This is a genomic window from Lentibacter sp. XHP0401, assembly GCF_025751535.1.
GTDB lineage: Bacteria > Pseudomonadota > Alphaproteobacteria > Rhodobacterales > Rhodobacteraceae > Lentibacter.
Genome location: NZ_JAOWLC010000003.1, coordinates 248452 through 266836, shown reverse-complemented (window position 1 = coordinate 266836; position 18385 = coordinate 248452). Strand labels below are relative to the sequence as shown.

General features: G+C 58.2%; 19 protein-coding genes. 7 read left to right on the top strand and 12 right to left on the bottom strand.

Annotation, left to right across the window (positions count from 1 at the left end):
- Positions 1-84 precede the first annotated feature (84 nt).
- On the bottom strand, positions 85-1215 hold the full coding sequence (locus OE750_RS06125; RefSeq protein ID WP_263762528.1) for a TIGR03862 family flavoprotein: 1131 nt from the start codon (positions 1213-1215) through the stop codon (positions 85-87).
- Complete coding sequence (locus tag OE750_RS06120) at positions 1212-2525, bottom strand: mechanosensitive ion channel family protein (RefSeq protein WP_263762526.1); 1314 nt, start codon at positions 2523-2525, stop codon at positions 1212-1214. The genes OE750_RS06125 and OE750_RS06120 overlap by 4 nt, the downstream gene beginning before the upstream one ends.
- Before the next feature lie 178 nt (positions 2526-2703).
- Here OE750_RS06120 and OE750_RS06115 point away from each other — a divergent pair, with 178 nt between their 5' ends.
- On the top strand, positions 2704-3069 hold the full coding sequence (locus OE750_RS06115; protein WP_263762524.1) for an STAS/SEC14 domain-containing protein: 366 nt from the start codon (positions 2704-2706) through the stop codon (positions 3067-3069).
- Here OE750_RS06115 and OE750_RS06110 read toward each other — a convergent pair.
- Together OE750_RS06110 and OE750_RS06105 are read right to left on the bottom strand one after the other, a co-directional pair.
- Positions 3053-3658, bottom strand: a complete 606-nt coding sequence (locus OE750_RS06110) for an enoyl-CoA hydratase/isomerase family protein (protein ID WP_263762522.1) — start codon at positions 3656-3658, stop codon at positions 3053-3055. The genes OE750_RS06115 and OE750_RS06110 overlap by 17 nt on opposite strands.
- The gene (locus tag OE750_RS06105) at positions 3655-4407 is read right to left on the bottom strand and encodes an SDR family oxidoreductase (RefSeq protein ID WP_263762520.1); all 753 of its coding nucleotides are present in this window, start codon (positions 4405-4407) and stop codon (positions 3655-3657) included. The genes OE750_RS06110 and OE750_RS06105 overlap by 4 nt, the downstream gene beginning before the upstream one ends.
- Before the next feature lie 125 nt (positions 4408-4532).
- Here OE750_RS06105 and OE750_RS06100 point away from each other — a divergent pair, with 125 nt between their 5' ends.
- From OE750_RS06100 to OE750_RS06085, 4 genes are all read left to right on the top strand, one after another.
- Positions 4533-6062, top strand: a complete 1530-nt coding sequence (locus tag OE750_RS06100; protein ID WP_263762518.1) for a DUF2125 domain-containing protein — start codon at positions 4533-4535, stop codon at positions 6060-6062.
- A gap of 137 nt (positions 6063-6199) precedes the next feature.
- Positions 6200-6907, top strand: coding sequence for a hypothetical protein (locus OE750_RS06095; RefSeq protein WP_263762516.1), 708 nt, complete (start codon positions 6200-6202; stop codon positions 6905-6907).
- Positions 6908-6957: 50 nt separating this feature from the next.
- Entirely contained in the window at positions 6958-8304 is a 1347-nt protein-coding gene (locus tag OE750_RS06090; RefSeq protein ID WP_263762514.1) for a TldD/PmbA family protein, read from the top strand.
- Positions 8291-9064 carry a 3'(2'),5'-bisphosphate nucleotidase CysQ gene (locus OE750_RS06085; protein ID WP_263762512.1) on the top strand — a complete coding sequence of 258 codons (774 nt, stop codon included), beginning with the start codon at positions 8291-8293 and terminating at the stop codon, positions 9062-9064. The genes OE750_RS06090 and OE750_RS06085 overlap by 14 nt, the downstream gene beginning before the upstream one ends.
- Positions 9065-9153: 89 nt before the next feature.
- Here OE750_RS06085 and OE750_RS06080 read toward each other — a convergent pair whose 3' ends face one another.
- From OE750_RS06080 to OE750_RS06045, 8 genes are all read right to left on the bottom strand, one after another.
- A complete protein-coding gene (locus OE750_RS06080) occupies positions 9154-10338 on the bottom strand; it encodes an aromatic amino acid transaminase (RefSeq protein ID WP_263762510.1) in 1185 nt (394 codons plus the stop codon).
- Positions 10338-11195: a 3-mercaptopyruvate sulfurtransferase gene (gene sseA / locus OE750_RS06075; protein WP_263762508.1), complete on the bottom strand. Its 858-nt coding sequence runs from the start codon at positions 11193-11195 to the stop codon at positions 10338-10340. The genes OE750_RS06080 and sseA overlap by 1 nt, the downstream gene beginning before the upstream one ends.
- Before the next feature lie 80 nt (positions 11196-11275).
- A complete protein-coding gene (locus OE750_RS06070; protein WP_263762506.1) occupies positions 11276-11599 on the bottom strand; it encodes a DMT family transporter in 324 nt (107 codons plus the stop codon).
- A gap of 187 nt (positions 11600-11786) precedes the next feature.
- Positions 11787-12077, bottom strand: coding sequence for a hypothetical protein (locus OE750_RS06065; RefSeq protein ID WP_263762504.1), 291 nt, complete (start codon positions 12075-12077; stop codon positions 11787-11789).
- Positions 12078-12209: 132 nt separating this feature from the next.
- The gene (gene smpB, locus OE750_RS06060) at positions 12210-12692 is read right to left on the bottom strand and encodes an SsrA-binding protein SmpB (RefSeq protein WP_263762502.1); all 483 of its coding nucleotides are present in this window, start codon (positions 12690-12692) and stop codon (positions 12210-12212) included.
- A gap of 175 nt (positions 12693-12867) precedes the next feature.
- Complete coding sequence (locus tag OE750_RS06055; RefSeq protein WP_263762500.1) at positions 12868-14325, bottom strand: heme biosynthesis protein HemY; 1458 nt, start codon at positions 14323-14325, stop codon at positions 12868-12870.
- Positions 14326-14335: 10 nt separating this feature from the next.
- Positions 14336-15526: a COG4223 family protein gene (locus tag OE750_RS06050; RefSeq protein WP_263762498.1), complete on the bottom strand. Its 1191-nt coding sequence runs from the start codon at positions 15524-15526 to the stop codon at positions 14336-14338.
- Between the two features lie 79 nt (positions 15527-15605).
- The gene (locus tag OE750_RS06045; protein WP_263762496.1) at positions 15606-16289 is read right to left on the bottom strand and encodes a uroporphyrinogen-III synthase; all 684 of its coding nucleotides are present in this window, start codon (positions 16287-16289) and stop codon (positions 15606-15608) included.
- A gap of 47 nt (positions 16290-16336) precedes the next feature.
- Between OE750_RS06045 and tsaD the strand changes: the two genes are divergently transcribed.
- Together tsaD and OE750_RS06035 are read left to right on the top strand one after the other, a co-directional pair.
- Positions 16337-17431 carry a tRNA (adenosine(37)-N6)-threonylcarbamoyltransferase complex transferase subunit TsaD gene (gene tsaD / locus OE750_RS06040; protein ID WP_263762635.1) on the top strand — a complete coding sequence of 365 codons (1095 nt, stop codon included), beginning with the start codon at positions 16337-16339 and terminating at the stop codon, positions 17429-17431.
- Entirely contained in the window at positions 17428-18384 is a 957-nt protein-coding gene (locus tag OE750_RS06035; RefSeq protein WP_263762494.1) for an NAD(P)H-dependent glycerol-3-phosphate dehydrogenase, read from the top strand. The genes tsaD and OE750_RS06035 overlap by 4 nt, the downstream gene beginning before the upstream one ends.
- Position 18385 lies beyond the last annotated feature (1 nt).

Below are 18385 nucleotides of genomic sequence, written 5' to 3'. Positions count from 1 at the left end.
CCATTTCGAATTGTGCTTCGCACAATCCGACCAACTGGGGGCGCTGCCCCCAGACCCCCGGGATATTTTTAGCAAGAAAAAGAGCTAGGCCAGTTTCGCGGCGTGCAGACCTGCCCATTTGCCTGTGGCGAGACAAGCTGTAATCAGGTAGCCACCAGTGGGTGCTTCCCAATCAAGCATTTCCCCCGCTGCAAAAACCTTGGGTTGGCTCTTGATCTGCAAGCTTTCATCGAGCGCATCAAAACGCAGGCCACCTGCTGTCGAGATTGCTTCGTCTGTCGGCCTTGGGCCTACATGTGTGATGGGCAGGTTTTTAAGCGTTTCGGCAACAGATGTGTCTCTATCCTTGCCGAATTCAAAGAAAAGCGCGCGCTTGACCGGGTCTAGCTTCAGGCGCTTCAGCGCGTTTGGCAGGCTTTGCTTGCCCGCTTTGGCAAGCCGCGATTGAACTTCTTCCAGTGTCACATCAGGCATCAGATCAAGCCACAAATCAGCACCCTCCCGCATCGCTTTTGAGACAGCATAGATGCCGCCCCCTTCCAGTCCGCGCCCCGAAACGACGAACTCGCCGCGGTGTTTTTGCCCGCCAGCCCGAAGCTCCACTTGCTTCACCGGCGCGCCAAACAGCGCTTCCATATGCGCCGACCAGTTCACCGCAAACCCCATATTGGCAGGCTTGAAGCGCGCAACCAGATCAGGCATCTGCGCGGCCCACGCGCCATCGGAACCAAGCCGCGCCCAGCTTGCGCCACCCATGGCCAGCACCGTGACATCGGCAGGCAGATCAACGCGCCCCTGGGGGGCTTCAAACGCCGTGCCACCATGCCAGCGATGCCGCGTTTTGAGCTCTACACCCAGCGCATCGAGCCGTTTAAGCCACGCGCGCAGCAGCGGCGAGGCTTTCATCGCCCTTGGGAATACCCGCCCCGAAGAACCCGTAAAAACCTCCTGCTCCAGCGTTTCGGCCCAGCGGATGACATCCTGTGGCCCGAAAGCTTCCAGCATCGGGCGCAGCGCGGGCTGCTCGTAAGCCGCGCAAAAGGCCTCGAAAGGCTCGTCTTTGGTGAGGTTGAGACCCGACTTACCTGCCATCAGAAACTTGCGTGCAGGGGAGGGCTTGGCCTCGGCAACCGTCACTTGCAGGCCTGCCAAGGCCATCTCCTCAGCCGCCATCAACCCCGCTGGCCCCGCACCTATGACAAGTGCACGCTTCACGGTTTACGCTTGTCGTGAAGCTCGACAACACGGTGAGGATAGGGGATTTCGATGCCATTTTCCTTCAACGCATTCCAAATCAGGAACAACACATCCGAGGTAAATTTATTCTCACCGTCGTCTAGCCCGTTTACCCAGAACTCAACCGCAAAATCGACACCAGAGTCGCCAAACCCGCGCAGCTCACAGTCAGGTGGCTCGGGCGCATTCAGCACCTTCGGGTGGGTGGCGACAGCGGCCTCGATGATCGCTGGCACGAGGTTGATATCGGTATCATAGCTCACGGAAAAGGGTGCTTCATAGCGGTTTGCGCTGCCAGAATCCGAGTAATTCACCACCCGTGTGGTGATGAAATCTTCGTTGGGAACAACAATCCAGCGGCCATCAAATGTCTCCAGGATAGCGGCACGCGCTGTCATCTTGACAATCTTACCCGCCTCACCGCCATCAAGCTCGACAAAATCGCCGACAGTGGCCTGCCCTTCGACAAGCAGGATGACACCGGAGATAAAGTTAGACGCGATCTTTTGCAGACCAAAGCCGAGGCCCACACCAATCGCACCGCCAATCACGGCAAGCGAGGTGAGCGAAATGCCCATGACATTCATCAATACCAGAAACGCGATCCCGAAAATCATCAGCTCGGCTGTCTTGGCTGCAAGCGTGCGCGTGGCGGGGCGCATCTCCTGTTGTTTTTCGATAAACGCGCTCGACTGCTCGTTTGACCAGCACCCGAGCCAGAACAGGATAGAGCCCGCAATCAGCCCGCGCACAATCGACATGAGAGAAAAGCTGATATTGCCCAGGGTGACAACAGACTCGGCCAACTTGGCGCTCACAAGGTCAAGCAAACCCACCGCATAAAGCGCCATCACCGGAATAAGCACATAACGGCCCAGCAACTTGAGGAAAGGGTCGCGCAGGATTTCCTTTACCAGAATACGCGCCGCAAGAAACAGGAACACGCGCTTGCCAAACGCAATCACAGCGCCCGAATCAAACAAGGAGCGCACCACGCTCTCGCCAATGGCGGTGAAAACATACGCCAGAAGCGGCAGCATCAGGGGGAGAAACGCCAGCAACCAGCGCCGCCCGTTGGCCAATATGTTTTTCTGTGTTTCCTCGGGTGTGAGCAGCGCGGCAATCTTGGGCCGCAGCATCCGCGCGGCCATAACGGCCATCACATAAGCCACAATCAGCAAGGCAAATTGAGACCATGCCGCAGGGCTCAACAGCCAGCTTTCTGCCAGCGTCCAGCCTTGCTCCAGATACCCAAGTGCCGCTGTGATAATCTCAGGTTGTCCGTCCATCTCGATGTCCTCTGACAAGTCGCTTATGCCTGCTTCTAATGCCCCGTTCGGCCACAATTTACAACTGAACATCAGGCTTGAAAATCCATCCCTGAATGCGTGCGCTCGGCCAAATTGCGCTGTATCAGTTCAAAGCGTGACGTAACTGCCTATATTGGGAGTGAAAGGAGGGCCAAACATGTCATTGGTTTACTCGGAAGACGACAGCACCAAAACTGCAATGATCACCGTATCAGGCAAAATCACCAAAGAGGATTATGACACCGTCATAACCCCTATTCAGGCCTTTATCGACAAACACGGCAGTATCAACTTTATCGAGGTCGTAGAAAGCTTTGCCGGCTTCGAGCCCTCGGTCCTCTGGCCGGGTATCAAGTTTGATATAACGCATCTCAAGCATATCGACCGCGTCGCCGTGGTGTCGGATATCGGCTGGATAAGCCCGATCACCAAGGCGGCAGGCTATTTTATGTCTACCAAACTGCGCATGTTTGATATGGACGAGCTTGACGAGGCGAAAGACTGGGTCAAATCATCCGCTTGATCCCCGAGATAATCTCGGGCTTTGCCGCCAGCACATCTGCAGCAATCTCTCGCGTGTGCTCCATCAGCGCGCCAGGCTCGACGATACGATCAACAAGCCCGAAGGCCAGCGCCTCTTCGGCCACAATCTTCTGCCCGCCCATCAAAACAAGCTTGGTGCGCGCAGGGCCGATAAGGGCACTCATTCGCGCAGGGTCAGACGGCTGGGGCAGAAATCCAAGCTTCATCACCGGGTAGAAAAACTTCGCACTTGGCACAGCCAGCCGCATGTCACAGGCCAGCGCCATGCCCATGGCTCCGCCTGCCAAAGTGCCGTTGAGCGCAGCAATGCTGAGGCCCTGAAAGCCCGCCAGAGAGCCAGAGAGCCGCTCCCATAAAGGAGAGGTCGCAAGGCCTGCGCGCGCTTCGTCAAGGTCGGCTCCGGCAGAAAAGACTTTCCCTTCGCCCGTCAGCACGAGCACCCGCGCCTCGCCCGCGCTTTCGACAATTTCGCAAAGCTCCTCAAGCATGGCGGCTGTCAGAGAATTGGCCTTTTCAGGGCGGTTTAGAGACACAACCCAGAGCGCGCCCTCTTTCGCGAGACTGATCATATCAGCCCGACAGTCTTGCGCAGGCCCTCATCGCGCAGGGCAAGCTCCTGCCCCAAATGCGCATCCGCCGCCTCGCTGCACATCCAAAGCAAAGTGCGCGCCGGCCACTCGGCTGGAATATGATCTTCCCAGTTCATAGCACTCACAGGGTTTACACCGCTGGCCTTGATCTCGCGTTGCATCTGCGTTGCCACCGTCCCGGGCGAAAGCCCCATCACGCGCAGCCCTTTGGCCGCGCCTTCCACATGCGCCGCCTTGGTCATCATGGCCGCCCCCGCCTTTGAGGCGCAATAATGGCTCCAGCCTTCAAGCGCGTTATGCGCCGCACCTGAACTGATGGTAATAATGGTTCCGTGGCCCTGCTTGATCATCCGGGGCATCACCGCGCGCATCCCGTGGTAAACACCCTTCAGGTTGATGTCGATCGCATGGCCCCAATCGTCTGGGTCGCTCTCGGCCAGCATCGCGACAGGCTCGATAACACCCGCGTTGCCAATGAGAATATCGATACCGCCAAAGCGGCCCACAGCGTGCTCCACAGCGTTACGCACATCGCCGTATTTGGATACATCACAGGCCACAGCCATCGCCTTTTCACCAATATCAAGCGCGATCTCGTCAATCGCCGCCTCGGAGCGGGCCGTAAGCACCACATTTGCGCCCTTTTGCGCAAAAAGCCGTGCCGTCGCCTCGCCAATTCCGCGGCTTGCGCCTGTGATCAGCACAGTTTTGCCAGTTACATCACCCATGTCATCCTCCTGTTTTCCAATATTGGTAGTCTTCTGTTATCCTCTCGTCCAGTTAGAACACCCCTTGACCCCCGCCCACACGGGGCAGACATTGCAGCAAACGTATTTCCCCGAAAGGTTTCAACATGATCTCACGCAAACTTCTCCTCAGCAGCACTGCTCTCGTCTTCTCGGCCTCAACCGCATTTGCCGAAATCAACGCGCAAAACGTCTGGCAGGACTGGAAAGATTATATGAACAACTTCGGCTATACGGTCGAAGGCTCCGAGGCAACGTCGGGCGACACACTCACCGTTTCCGGGCTCAAGCTCTCCATCCCTGTCCCCGAAGAAGAGGGCAGCGTGAATATCAGCATGGGGGAAATGAACTTCACCAACCTCTCGGATGGCTCCGTCGAAATCAATCTCCCCGAAACTCTGCCCATCGCCTTCAGCTTTGCATCAGAAGGCGAGAAAGACGTGTCCGGCGTTCTCAATTACGACAACAAGGACCTCTCGATCATCGTTTCGGGCAGCCCCGATGACATGACTTACACCTACACCGCCGCCGCGCTCGACATGACTGTGAGTGACCTCGTAATCGAGGGCAAGCCCATGGACATCGGCACAATGGCTTTCAACATGGCAGGTGTTGCAGGCAAAACCGGCATGAAAATCGGCAACATCCGCGATGTGGTGCAAAACTTCACTGCCGAGAAGCTTAGCTATACCTTTGATATCACCCCGCCCGAAGACACGGACGAACTGGACAACTTCAAAATGACGGGCGCGCTCAATGCGCTCACATTCAACGGCACAGGTGCCTACCCGAACGATGGCAACTTTGACGCGCAAAACATCTCTGCCCTGCTCAAAGCAGGTTTCGCTTTTGATGGCAGCTTTGGCTACACAGGCGGCATGACCAATGTTGAAATCACCGAAGATGGCCAGCAAACCATCGGCTCTTCTTCCTCCGACAGCGGAATGCTGAAAGTTGCAATGGATGAAGGCGGGCTGGCCTACAGCGGTGAGGCTCTGGGCCTCAAATCCACAATGACGGGCGGCCAAATTCCATTCCCGGTCGAAATCAACGCCGAGAAAAGTGCCTTTGCGCTCGCTATGCCAATCACCGCCTCCGAAGAAGAGCAAGACTACGGCTTCACAATCGAGCTGAGCAATTTCACAACCTCCGAAATGCTCTGGGGCATGATCGATCCGACAGGCCAGCTCCCCCGTGATCCGGCCACGCTTCACCTTGATCTGTCAGGCAAAGCCAAACTCCTGTTTGACATGATGGATCCCGAGGGCATGGCCTCGATTGAAACAGGCGAGAAGAAACCCGGCGAGGTGAACTCTGTCAACATCAACACCATCAATCTCAGCATCGCAGGTGCAGCGCTCACAGGTGAAGGCGCTTTCACTTTCGACAACTCCGATATGGAAACCATCCCCGGAATGCCAAAACCCACAGGCGCAGTTGATCTCAAGCTCGTCGGCGGCAACGGCCTCATCGACAAGCTCGTCGGCATGGGCCTTCTGCCCGAAGAGCAAGCCATGGGCGCGCGCATGATGATGGGCCTTTTCGCTGTTCCCGGCGAAGCCCCCGACACGCTCAACTCCAAGATCGAAGTCAACGAACAGGGCCACGTTCTCGCCAACGGCCAGCGCCTGAAGTAAGTTTCAGCAAAACACTCTCTTGGGGCGCGGCGCAGGCTGCGCCCTTTTTGTTTCCAAATTTGATCCCTGTTCAAGCAGACCCCGTATGCTTCAAAAGAATCTGAAGGGACTCCTTCACAAACACAGGAAGCCGCCGGATGACTGAAAAACCTGTCCTAATCATGGGGAGCGCCCCTTCAGTGACAGCTTGCGCAGCCTGGCCGCGCTCACGCTTCTCGGCCATCATAGCCATAAACAATGCCTGGCAAATCCGCCCTGACTGGACACATCACATCGCACCCGATGACTTTCCTCACGAGCGCGCACCCAAAACGCTTGAACCAGACCAAATGCGCGTTATGTCCTCCGCCTACGTCCCCGCCAACAACCACTTCGGCGGCGTGCTATACGCTGGCGGAACTATGGCCTTCACAGCCGGTTACTGGGCGCTCGCTACGCTCAAACCAAGGGCTATCATCTTCGCGGGCTGCGATATGATCTATCCTCAAAGCGGCCCGACCCATTTTTATGGCACGGGCACAGCCGACCCTTTGCGCAACGACATTTCCCTTCGCAATCTCGAGGCCAAATCCGCCCGCCTCTTACTACATGCCGCAACTCGGAATTGCGCCTGTATGCGCTTTGATGCGCCCCAAAGCCGCCTGCTCTTTCCCACAGTTACTTCCGATAGCTTCGCTAAGCCCGTTCGCGCGCCCAACGCAAAACGCTTCGCGGCCGCAAAAACAGCAGAAGAACGCCTCGGATACTATGTTCCCTCAGGCCGCTATTGGGAGAGCGGCATCTCCTTCTCACCGGAGAAGATCGACAACATCGACGCGTTGTGGCTCGGCGCCCTCGCAGGCTGATCTTGCAGTCGTGACTTGAATGCGCCCCGTATATGGCCCACAAGAGGCGCATGAAAAACACGCTCGAAACTCTCGCTCAATCCGCTCTGCAAGCTGCCCTCGAAGCAGGCGCAGATAGCGCCGATGTCATCACCCTTGAGGGTCGCTCAGTCTCTCTCGATATGCGCGAAGGCAAGCTTGAACAAGCCGAACGCGCCGAAGGAACCGATCTTGGCCTGCGCGTCATGGTCGGCCAACGGCAAGCGATGGTTTCGTCCTCCGACACCCGGCCGGAAGCCCTGCTGCAAGTCGCCGGGCGCGCTGTCGCCATGGCCCGAGAAGCGCCGGAAGATCCTTACATCGGCCTCGCTTCGCCAGACCAACTGGCAACATCCTGGGATATCAAAGCGCTTGAGCTTTACGATGATACCCCCGAGCCAAGCCCCGAGGTCCTGCAAGACGATGCCCGTCGCGCCGAGGCTGCCGCCCTCGCCAACACGCGTATCAGTCAGGTGCAGTCCGCCAGCGCCAGCTATTCGCAAACATCCGTGCATCTCGTCACAAGCACAGGCTTTTCAGGCGGCTACCAGCGCTCATCGCGCTCGCTGTCCTGCGTGGCCATCGCAGGCACAGGTCTTCACATGGAGCGCGACTATGACGGTGACGGTCGCATCTTTCAGGCCGATCTGCGCAGCCCCGAAGAAATCGGCGCGCTGGCGGCGTCCCGCGCAGTCGAGCGGCTCAACCCCCGAAAGCCCAAAACAGGCAGCTACCCTGTAATATTTGACGAGCGCGTCTCAAGCACATTGCTGGGGCACCTCCTCGCCGCCGTCAACGGCGCCATGGTCGCGCGCGGCTCCTCATGGCTTCGCGATGCACTGGGCGAGCAGGTTTTGCCTCCGCACCTCTCGATCGTGGAAGACCCGCACCGCCCCCGCACCTCTGCTTCGCGCCCCTTTGATGCCGAGGGCCTGCCCACCGCCCCCCGCCACATCATCCGCGATGGCGTGCTCGAAGGCTGGACGCTCGATCTCGCCAATGCCCGCAAACTCGGCCTCACCTCCACAGCCAATGCCGCACGGGGCACAGGCAGCGCGCCCTCGCCCAGCGTATGGAATGTAGCACTCACGCAAGGCGCGCAAACCCGCGCCGAGCTTCTGCGCAACATGGGCACAGGCTTCCTCGTCACCTCGCTCATCGGCTCGACAATAAACCCCAACACAGGCGACTATTCCCGCGGCGCATCAGGCTTCTGGGTCGAAAACGGCGAGGTGGTTCACGCCGTCAACGAAGTCACCATCGCTGGCAACCTACGCGATATGCTGCGCACCATCATTCCCGCAAATGACGCGCGCACACATCTCTCCCGCGTTGTGCCGTCGCTGCTTGTTGAAGGTCTCACCCTTGCAGGATCCTGATCTCGATTTGCTCATCAAAGCCGCGCAAACTTCAGGCGAAATCGCCACAGGTTTCGCCATGGACCGCCTCAAAAAGTGGGACAAGGATGATAACGCAGGCCCCGTCACCGAGGCAGACCTTGCTGTAAACGCATACCTGGAGGATACGCTGCAAATTGCCCGCCCCGATTATGGCTGGCTTTCCGAGGAAAGCGAAGACACAGGCCAGCGCCTCGGCAAACACCGCGCCTTCGTAATTGATCCGATAGACGGAACCCGCAGTTTCATCGAAGGCTCGACAACTTGGGCGCACAGCTTCGCAATCGTCGAAGAGGGCGTGCCTGTTGCTGCCGTGGTCTATCTTCCCCTGCGCCAGAAGCTCTACGCTGCCGCCCGTGGTCAAGGCGCAACGCTCAATGGCGTGCCCCTGCGCATGTCCTCGAATGCCGATTATGATACCCTCGAAGTCCTCGCCACAAAGCCGGTGTTCGAGGCCAAACACTGGAAAGACGGAGCGCCAACGCTCAAACGCGCGCACCGCCCCTCACTGGCCTATCGCCTCGCGCTCGTCGCCGAAGGCCGCTTTGACGCCATGATCACCCTGCGGCGCTCTTGGGAATGGGACATCGCCGCAGGCGCGCTTCTACTGTCCGAAGCTGGTGCGCGCATCACAGACCGTCACGGCGCGCCCCTCATCTTCAACAAACCCGACCCCGCCTCTCAAGGCGTGCTCACCGCCAATCCAGAAATGCACGGCAGACTTCTCGACGCCCTCGCCTGATCCGGCTCTTTCTTATTGCCATAAATATCCCGGGGGTCTGGGGGCAGAGCCCCCAGCCGGTCGGATTTTCGCAAAGCGGAAATTCGAGCCTAAATACCCGCTTCAACAATCGCCTTGGCAAGCAACGGCACAGTCTCTTTGTTCAAACCGGCAATGTTCATACGGCTGTCAGGGATCATATATATCCCGTTGTTCGCACGCAGCGCCTCAACAGTATCAGGGCCCGTGCCCAATAGCGAAAACATCCCACGATGTTCGCGCAGAAAGTTAAAGCGGTCCGAGTTCGTCAGCCGTGCCAACTCGCCTGCCAACTGCTCACGCAAGCCAAGCATACCAAGGCGCACCTCTTCCAACTCGCTCATCCATTCGGCTTTCAGCGTGTCATCGTTCAAAATCATCGTCACCAGCCGCGCGCCGTGATCGGGCGGGAAGCTATAGTTCTGACGGTTGAGAAACGCGAGATTCTCCTGCGTCAGCGGCGTCTTGGCGGCGTCTTGGCTGACACACATCAAAAGCCCCGTGCGCTCGCGGTAGATACCAAAATTCTTCGAACAGCTCGCCGCAATCAGACACTCGGGCACGCTAGAGGCCACAAGCCGCGTCGCCGCCGCATCTTCTTCCAAACCGTCCCCGAAGCCTTGGTAAGCAATATCCACCAACGGGATCGCTCCCTTGGCATTCATCACCTCAATCACCTGCTGAAACTGCGGGAGCGTCAGGTTCGCACCCGTCGGGTTGTGGCAACAGCCGTGCAGCAGCACAACATCGCCGGCCTTCAGCCCGTCAAGGTCAGCCATCATCCCGTCAAAATCAACGCTCCGCGTTTCGGCATCAAAGTAGCGGTATTGCACACACTCAAGCCCGACATACTGCAAAATGCTGATGTGGTTCGGCCATGTCGGATTGCTCACAAAGACCCGCGCCTCCGGCGTCGCCATCCTGATCATCTCAAACGCCTGGCGCACAGCGCCCGTGCCACCGGGTGTTGCTGCCGCACCGATATTCTCGCGGGGCACTGCGTCACCAAGCACCAGCTTGACCATCGCGTCACTGTAAGCAGGGTCACCCACAAGGCCAACATATGCCTTGGTGTCCTGCGTCTCCCAAAGCTGGTGCTCGGCCTGCTTGATCGCCCGCATCACCGGTGTCACGCCCTCGGCGTTTTTGTAAACACCCACACCAAGGTCAATCTTGTTGGGCCGCGGGTCGGCCTTGAACTTGGTCATCACTTGCATGATCTTGTCGACAGGCTGGTTCTTCAGGTTAGAAAACATCAGGCTTCTCCAGTTTCTACAGGCAGCGTTCCAAACGCGCCCCATTCGGCCCATGAGCCGTCATATACCGCGTGGTCGGTCTTGCCGATCCGCTCCAAAGCAAGCGACAAAACCGCCGCCGTAATCCCCGATCCGCAAGACGTGATCACAGGCTTGCCCAAATCGACTCCCGCCGCCTCAAACACGGCGCGCAAATCTTCAGGCGCTTTCAACGTGTTGTTTTCATTGAACAGTTCACCAAACGGCACATTCTTCGAGTTCGGGATATGCCCGCCCCGCAACCCGGGCCGCGGCTCTGGCTCTGTGCCCGCAAAGCGCCCGCGCGAGCGTGCATCGACAATCTCGTAATCGCCAAGCTTCGCCGCCGCCGAAACCTGCGTCACATCTTTCACAAGATGGTTCTGCACCCGCACTGTCATGTGACGGTCGCGCACGATGGGTGGCATATCCTCGGTCTTGCGACCCTCGGCCAGCCACTTGGGCAAACCACCATCCAGCACAGCCACGTTCTCTTGCCCCATCAGCTTGAACAGCCACCAAACGCGCGGCGCCGAGTTCACGCCGACTTGGTCATAGACAACAACCTGATGCCCATCGCCCACACCCATGGCGCGCATACGGCTCATAAACTTTTCAACAGGCGGAACCATGTGGGGAAGCTCGGAGCGATGATCGGAAATCTCGTCAATATCAAAAAACCGCGCGCCGGGAATGTGCGCTTCGTTATATCCCGCCACAGGGTCAAGCTCGACATGGGGCAAAACCCATGTCGCATCCAGCACCCTCAAGTCAGGGTTCTTCAAATGCGCGGCAAGCCATTCTGTGCTCACCAGCGTTTTCGGATCATCTTGCGCCATCATCGCCCCCATCTTGCATTTAACAAATCTCTACCGCGCAGGCGCGTAAGGAGCAAGGCTGGGTTCTCTTCGCTTCCGCACTAAGCGGACGGGCTCGAAACTTTCATAAGTACGATACCCGCAACAATGAGCAACGCCGCGAACAACCTCAACGGCGTTACGGCCTCTCCCAGCACGACAATACCAACAGTAAACGCACCAACTGCACCAATGCCCGTCCAGACAGTATAGGCCGTGCCCAGCGGAAGTGCGCGCATGGCAAGCGAAAGCAGCGCAAAGCTCGCTATCATTGTAACAATGGTGATCGTGCTCGGAACCAAAAGCGTGAAGCCAGCAGACTTCTTCATGAAGAACGCCCATACAATTTCGAGCAAGCCTGCAAAAACAAGTAAAATCCAGGCCATGACACAGCCCTCCAATTTTGGGCCGGGTCGTCCCGGAAAAAATCCAAGTCGCAGGTCGTCCCGCGATGGGCCAAACCTAATATCGCGGCCAATGCTGATCAATACCTGAGTAAAACCAATCCAGCGTAAAAAGGCCGGGCGCAGTTTCCCGCGTCCGGCCTTGGCCGTTCAGACATTGTCTGAAAACTTACTTGTTCATCATGTTGCGAACAACGCCGACAAGCGCCAACACAACACCACCGCCAACGCCGCCGCCGGCAATCTGCCCGATGATCGAGCCGATATCGAGGCCACCAACCGCACCGGCAGCGCCGGCCACATCAGGCGCTCCCAACATGCCAAGGATCGTGCCGCCGAGGCCGCCGCCTACGATACCCGAGATCGAGTTGATCAGCGTGCCTTGGTTGAGGTTTTTCAAAAGGCCACCGGCAACATTGCCGCCAACCGCGCCTGAAATCAGACCAATAATAAGTTCCATAAGATACCCCTTCCCTGGGAAAATTACTTTTTGCCAGAGCAAGCACCCCCGCCCTAGTCGCGACAAACTATCGCACATCCGGAAAATAGCGAAACGGGAAATAAAGAGGCGTAATTCCCCTTAAGAGCGGCTTCAGTCTCCGTGGCGCAGGAGCCGCTGTTTCTGGCGGCCCCAGTCACGCTTGGCATCCGATGCGCGCTTGTCGTGGTTCTTCTTGCCCTTGGCGATCCCGATCTTGAGCTTCACCATCCCGCGATGGTTGAAATACATCACCAGAGGCACAAGGGTCATACCCTTGCGGCTGGTTGCGTTCCAAAGGTTGCTCAGCTCCTTGCGGCTCACCAAAAGCTTGCGGCGGCGGCGCTCCTCATGCTTGAATTGTCGCGCCTGCTTGTAAGGCGCGATATAGCTGTTCACGAGCCAGAGTTCGCCGTCTTCTACAGCTGCATAACTTTCGGCAATGTTCGAGCCGCCGTCGCGGAGCGACTTCACTTCAGAGCCCTCAAGAATAATCCCGCATTCGAGATCATCTTCAATCGCATAGTCATAACGCGCGCGCCGGTTCTCGGCGATCACCTTATAATTCGGATCTGATTTTGTGTTACCTTGTGCCATGACGGGCAGATAATCATCCCTGCTGCAAAAGTCGAGAGCGCTCGCATCGAGCGCACCAATCCTAACGCTTTCCTAACGGCACTGCGAAATCGTTAATCGCGCTCAATCCCCGATTCAGGCGGTGCACGCATGGTGCACGGGTTGTGCACGCATATCACCCCCCCAAAATCGGGCGTTAACCCGACCGTTCGCTGCCTTCGTCCGCAAGCTCGGCATCCACAACATCCGCATCGTCAATCGCGTCGCTGTGGTCCTCCACAGCCCCCACAATCAAAGGCAACATCGCAGCACTCGAAAGTGCCTGCACCTCGCCCTGCGGCGGGCGCTTCCAGGCAAGCGTATCAAGTGCGTTGCAGTTGTCACACGTCGGGGTCCATTCGCCGTGAATATGCTGGCAGTTTTCACATACCCACTGTGGCCCGCGCGGCGCGCTCAAAGCCCGCGCCAGCCAGCCTTTCACAACCGTATCACTGGCCCCTTCGCCACGCTCCACAGCCGCCATAATCGTCAGTGCCCGCGCATCCCCTTGCGTCTCGACCAAGTCGCCCAAAGCACGCCTTGCTTCGGGGAAGTTTTCGGCGGCAATATTAAGCTCTGCAAGCAGTAGTTTTGTCTCGGGGTTGTCGGGGTTGTATTTCGTCAAAGCCTTGAAGCGTTTGATACGTTTTTCAGGCGTTTCATCAGGCACAATCTCGGCAAAAGCCCCCGCAAGGTCAGGGTGCGGACGTGCTGTCCAAGCCTTTGAAATAACGCGTGCCGCGTACTTCGGCTTACCTTGCGCAATGTAACTTCTCGCCGCCATAACAGCCGCTGGAATAAGATCAGGAGACAGCTTGTTTGCCTCGATCGCCCGCTCCTGTGCCGAAATTCCGCCATCCTCTGCAAGCACGTCTTTCGCCTCGGAAAGTGCCAGCACAGCGTCACGCCGCTTGTGCACATCGCGGGGCAAAGATCCGTGCTTCAACTTGGCTTTCAGCGTCTCGCGCGCACCCTTCCAGTCGGCTTCCTGCGCCTGAAGTTTCAGGAGCGTATCCTGTGTTTCCTCATGGGCCGGCTTGAGCGCAAAAGCCGTCTTTGCAAGCGCCAGTGCCTTGTCAGTTTCGCCCGCTGCAAGACGCTGTTTCATAATGCCCCGCACTCCCACAAAACGCGTGCGATCCTCCGTCAAAAGCCGCTTGTAAGCCTCTTCCGCCTTGCCCTTGTCACCCGCCATTTCGGCAGCTTGAGCTGTGAGCAAATTGGTCAGGTCGGGGCGGTCCAGATACTTGTCAGCCCGCGCAGCCTTGGCCAGAGCAAGCCGCCCCTCGCCCGAGGCCAGAGCCAGCATTCCATCGGCCAAAGCCTGAAACCCCTTGCGCTCCCTGTTGCGGTCAAAATACCGCGAGATCGCCGTTTCGTCGCCGTTCAGAAAACGGAACGTCGCAAGTAGAAAACCCATAAGTTTCAAAAAGATCCAAACCGCGATAACCAGCATCACAAGCGCGATAACGACCTGAAGGGGCGTCAGACTATACTCCTGTCCGGCAATGGCAATCCGCATTCCGCCATCCATCGAAAGCAGCTCAAGCGCGCCAAAACTGGCCGCTGCAATAAGGGCGAAGAACAGGAAAATCTTTATCAGTGACCAAAGCATTTCTTCACCCTCAATTCGTATTCATTTGCTGGCTCAAAGCCTCTGCCGCTTCCAGCGCAGCTTGCCGTGCCTTGGCTGCATCAAGCCAGTCTTGCAACGGGGCTTTTGCCTCGTCCGGCAAGCCCTCCGCTTCGGCCATCACATCACCCAAACGTCCTTCGCGCGCGGCCGCTTCCATACGTGAGAGCACAGCATCTGGGTCACTCCCTTCACGCGGTTCAAGCGAGCGCGCGCCAAGCTGAGTCTTGAAAAAAGCGCCGATGCCGCCTCCGCCCTCTGTCGTTCTGGCTGCTGCCAAAGCCTCGCGCGCCACATCGGGAAAGTCACCGCTCAACTGCGCAACGGAAGGCACGCCGCCCGCCTGCGCCGCCAAGGCTTCAGGCACATCAACACCTGTGGCGCGCAGGCTCTCAACCGCGTCGCCAAAGCTTGAGCCCGTTTCAAGCGATGTCAAAATCTGGCTCACCGCCGAGCGCTGCAAAGCCTCCTGTGCCGTCATCTCAGCCGAAGCGCGCTTGGCCTCGGCCTCGGCCGACATTGCCTCAACTTCAGCACGCTGCGCAGCCAAAGCTTCCTGAAGCTCTGCCATCTCGCGTTGGTAGGCCTCAACAGCCGCAGGCGACGCACTTTCCACAGGCGCTTTTTCAAGCGTGTTCAACCGTGTTTCTATTGCGTTGATCTGGCTAAGGCCACCTTTCAGCGCGCTCACATCTGCCGTTATCGTGGCGACTTTTCCGCTCACGTCAGCAAGCTCTGCTTCAAGCGCATCAGCTGCGCCCACGTCAGCCATTTGGGCTTTCAAAGTTTCAATCTCTGCCGCTTGTGCATCCAGCTTTTCAGCCAGCATCGCGCTTGTGTCGTCCCCTTGGTCAGGCAACCAGCCGGCAGGCAGGTTCGGTAACAAATAAAGCGCCGATCCGAAGCCGACACCAGCAGCCAAAACACCGCCCAATAGCATCGGAGCAAATCCACCTTTGCGCACGACAACGGGCGCAGGAGCAGGCATTTGCTCAACCGGCTCCGCCTCATCTTCAGGCTCTTCGGCTTCAGCTTCAGATTCTTCAGTCGTTTCGGGTTCTGGCAGCTCTACCTCGGGCGCATCCTCAACAACGTCAACAGCTTCCGCATCGATAACCGGTTCTTCGGTTTCGGGCTTCACATCTTCGGTTTGCGTTTTGCTCTTGCTTGTCTTGCGTGCCACGGCGCGCGGCCCTCCCGAATCTCACCAATAATACAATAACCAACAAAGCTTAGACCCCCCTTGCCCAAGCCTCAAGCAATCATAGTCTGTCAATCAGCCGCAGGGTGGCCTCTGCCATGCCGTCCGCATCGGGTGTTTCGGCAACTTCGGTTTCTACAGAAGGCATTTCAGCCGCATCACGAGCAGCCTCACTGATAAACACCGCATAAAGCGCGTGCGCCTCACTTGCCTCTGCCGCAAAAGCCAGCGCACTGCGTGGCGAAAACAGCGGCACAATCACAGGCTGTTCGCCAAGCAAAGCCGCCTTGGCTTTGCCACTCAGCGACTTCAAAGGCTGGTCATACACCACAATGCTCTGCACATCAGGTGCAGCCTGCGTCAGATCGGCAGCAACATGCGCACCTCTGACTTGCAACAAACGGCGCGTTTCCTTTGCAAGCAAGGGTTTGAGTGTTGCAGCGTCTTTCTCGGCGGCAATCACAGTGCACCCCGCCTGCTGCGCCCGTGCAGCCGTTGCCGGGCCAACGCAATAAACATCTGCCGCCTTGCCGCCCGCTGCGATATATCCATCAACGCCATGAACAGACGTAAACACAAGCACCTCCGCCTCGGGCAGCGCCTCCGGCATCACGTGGACAATCTGCATCATCGGGCTCATCAGCACCTCAATCTCGGGACGCACGGCATGCAGCAAAGCCGCAAAGCGCTCGGCGGCGGCCTGCGGACGTGTCAGAAGAACGAGAGGCAAACTTGTTTTACGCATGGCTAAGGTGTTACCTGCCCACACAAGCCCTTGCAATGAAAAGCCCCATGATGCGCGCCCTCACAATTCTTGGTATCGAAAGCAGCTGCGATGACACCGCCGCAGCGCTGGTCCGTGGCACAACGGGTGGAGCTCAGGTGCTCTCTTCCGTGGTTGAGGGCCAAACAAGCCTACACGCCGATTTCGGCGGCGTTGTCCCCGAAATCGCTGCGCGCGCTCATGCCGAGCGGCTCGATGGCTGCGTGGTTCAGGCGCTCGATCAGGCAGGACTGACGCTGGCCGATGTTGATGCTATAGCCGTTACCGCCGGGCCGGGTCTTATTGGTGGTGTCATGTCAGGTGTTGCGCTGGCCAAAGGGCTGGTCGCAGGCTCGGGCAAGCCGCTCGTCGGCGTCAATCACCTCGCAGGTCACGCGCTCACCCCGCGCCTCACCGATGCGGCCGAATATCCCTATCTCATGCTCCTCGTTTCGGGCGGACATTGCCAGTTTCTCCTCGTGCGCGGCGCACAAGAGTTTACCCGCATCGGCGGCACAATTGATGACGCTCCCGGCGAAGCCTTTGACAAAACCGCCCGTCTACTCGGCCTCACGCAGCCGGGCGGGCCAAGCGTTGAGCTCGAAGCTCTCACAGGTGATCCCAAGCGCTTCCGCCTGCCCCGCCCACTCCTTGACCGTGCAGGGTGTGATATGTCTTTCTCTGGCCTCAAAACAGCACTGCTCCGTGCCCGTGATGCCATTGTAGTGAAGAAAGACGGCATCACACGGCAAGACCGCGCCGATCTTTGCGCAGGCTTTCAAGCTGCCGTGAGCGATGTTCTGGCCGAAAAATCCCGCCGCGCCATGACGCTTTATATGGAAGCGGCCCCCACGCAGCCTGTGCTTGCCGTGGCGGGTGGCGTTGCGGCCAATAAGAGCATTCGCGCCGCATTAGAGACTGTTGCGCATGAGTTCGGCGCTGCTTTCCTCAGCCCGCCCCTTACGCTATGCACCGATAATGCCGCTATGATCGCCTACGCTGGCCTTGAGCTTTTCGCTGCTGGCCAGCAAGATGACTTCACGCTCGCCGCCCGCCCCCGTTGGCCGCTTGACACAAGCAGCCCGTCAATGCTCGGCTCGGGCAAGAAAGGAGCCAAAGCATGATCACCGTTCTCGGCGCAGGCGCGTTCGGCACATCGCTGGCAATTTCACTTGCTCGCACGGGTCAGCCCGTGGCGCTCTGGGCGCGCAGCGGTGTCACCGAAATGCAGGCCAGCCGCGTAAACACCCGTCGCCTGCCAAGCGCGCCTTTTCCTGAAAGCCTTACCGTAATTGACGCGCTATCCAGTATGTCCACCGAGGGGCCAGTTCTCCTCGCCGTGCCCATGCAGCAGTTGCGTGGCTTTCTCACCGAACATGCAGATCTTCTTGCAAACCGCACTCTCATCGCCGCCTGCAAAGGCCTTGATCTTGAAACACACCTCGGTCCTGTCGAGACAATCCGAGCCACTCTTCCACGAGCCAAAGCGGCTCTGCTTACCGGCCCTAGCTTCGCCGCCGATATTGCCCGTGGCTTGCCCACGGCGCTCACCCTCGCCTGCAAAGATGCGGTGCTTGGCAAGACACTTCAACAGGCTCTCACAACGCCCAACTTGCGCATTTATCGCACCACCGACACAGCAGGAGCCGAGCTCGGAGGCGCTTTGAAAAACGTCATCGCAATCGCCTGTGGCGCCTGCATCGGCAAGGGGATGGGCGATAGCGCCCGCGCCGCATTGATGACCCGCGGCTTTGCTGAAATGCAACGCCTCGCCCTGCGCCGCGGTGCGCTCCCCGAAACGCTCACTGGCCTCGCGGGCTTTGGTGATCTTGCCCTCACCTGTACGTCCGCACTCTCTCGCAACTACCGCTTCGGCCTCGCCCTCGGACGGCAGGAGCATTTTGACACCTCCATAACCGTCGAAGGTATCCCAACAGCCAACGCCGTTGTCGCTTGGGCCAAAGAGCTTAATGTCGATATGCCCATCTGCTCCGCCGTCGCTGTACTCAGCACTGGCAAAATCAGCGTTTCCGAGGCGCTGCAAAACCTTCTCTCACGCCCCTTAAAGGAAGAATAAT